Consider the following 1,892-nt stretch of genomic DNA (forward strand, 5'->3'; position numbering starts at 1 on the left):
GGTGCGGCTGTTGGCGATGAGTCGGCGTTTGCTGTAGAGGTAGTCTTCGAAGGTGGGGTGTTCGATGGTCGGTGATGTGGTTCGGGCTGATGTTCAGGAAGGCTCCGATGTCGAAGGTTATGCCGTGGACGCGGTGGACTTTGTAGGCCTGTGAGGAGACTTCCATGACCAGGTAGCGCATGCCGTTGTCCACTGCCGTGCGCATCATGCGAAACGCATCCAACGACTCAGGAGTCGTCAGATGTGAGGGTGTGAAGGTTTTCCCATCCACACATGTGTGCAGAGAAGATGACAATGCGGCTTTGCCGTGGCTGTATTCATTCAGGATTGCATGGGTGAGATAGGCCGTGGTGGTTTTGCCTTTGGTTCCAGTAATGCCGATCATCGTCAGATCGCGTTCAGGATTGCCGTAATATGCCGCTGCGAGAAGGCACATCGCCTTATGCACGTTTTGCACGATAAGACCGGTGGACTGCGTGCATTCATCGTATGCGCTTTCAGCCACATATGCAGCCAAGCCCAGGTCATCTGCATCGCGCAGATATTCCGGACGGAAGCGTCCTTTGATGAAGAGCAGCGAACCTGCTGATATCTGACGTGTGTCATAGGTGAGTGCAGTGAAGGGGGTGTCCGCATCCGGCAAGGCGTATGGGTCGGAAGCCCACTGCTCACCACGGATGATTTCACGTAATAGATGATGTTCCGTAAGGATTTGAGCCGCCTTGGCAAGTGTCAAAGTGTATGGACGCGTAGACATAATGGCGGACGATCCTTCTTTCATGCACATATTCCTGCCGTCTGCAGGAATGCAGGCAGCACCCGAATATTGTATTACTACTTTGGGTCGTTCACTCGCCGTTCATACAAGGTGGCCATCACCTCCACACAACCTGCGGGTTATGAAAGCGCGTCGCTCAGTGTTTGGGGAACAGGTGTATAGGAAAACAGCCGTTGTATGAGACGATCGTCACCCTCGTATGCCGTGTGCTGGTTTGCATCTTTGATCCACCGTTCATCGCCTTTGCCGATTATGAGGATTATGGTGAATCGGTCGCGATGCTCGCGGGCATCCTCAACGGCGGCTTCCACAGCTTGGGTACGATCAACGATGATGTCTGACTTGACCGATGTGTTGCTCACATGTCGAGCCATATCCTTGCAAATATCGAGATACGGCTCGCTGTCGGTGTCCTCTGCGGTAAAGATAAAACGATCGATGCGATCCTGTGCTGCGCTGACTATTTGTTCGCGTCTTTCCAGAGCCTTGTTGCCGGCTGAACCGGTGACAAGGATGATATGGGGATTGCGGGAGGAATATCGTTTCTCCACGAAATCGAGCAGCGCGTTCACCGAAAGGCGATTATGCGCATAATCCACTATGGCGAGTGCCGAGCTCACTGGATCGGTGAATTGTTCCATTCTTCCGGGCACACGGACTCGCTGCATGACGCGCAGGGCCTCTTTGCCGGCACTGCTAGAGAAATCGACTCCTGCCTGTATTCCGATGGCTATGGCTGCGGCGGCATTGGCATAGTTGAAATCGCCCTCGATATCGAGGGTAATGGGGCCCATGGTAGTGACCGAGCCATCGGGCTCGCGATTTGAGATCACATATCCATCCGCTTCTGTTGCTGGATATGCCACCACAGAGGGTGCGTCGGTTGAGGCACCCACCGGGCTTTCAACTGCGGAGGTTCGTAGTGCGAAGGTTGTGGTGGGGGTGTGGTGTTGTTTGGCGTCTTGGGTGAGCAGGTCGATGTGTGTGCTGTCGGCGCCGAGGATGAGGGTGCGGCTGTTGGCGATGAGTCGGCGTTTGCTGTAGAGGTAGTCTTCGAAGGTGGGGTGTTCGATGTCGCTGATGTGGTCGGGGCTGATGTTCAGGAAGGCGTCCG

The 1,892-nt window shown here is 54.7% G+C and carries 1 protein-coding gene and 1 pseudogene; both read right to left on the reverse strand.

The window, feature by feature from the left end; translation table 11 throughout:
• A pseudogene (locus tag BITS_RS08545) lies at window positions 1-757 on the reverse strand (Mur ligase family protein); the annotation flags it as partial.
• A gap of 140 nt (window positions 758-897) precedes the next feature.
• Window positions 898-1,892: glutamate ligase domain-containing protein (locus BITS_RS08550; RefSeq protein ID WP_044259832.1), on the reverse strand; the 995-nt coding region annotated here is incomplete at its 5' end.

This window comes from Bifidobacterium tsurumiense, from assembly GCF_000741765.1.
GTDB classification, from domain to species: domain Bacteria; phylum Actinomycetota; class Actinomycetes; order Actinomycetales; family Bifidobacteriaceae; genus Bifidobacterium; species Bifidobacterium tsurumiense.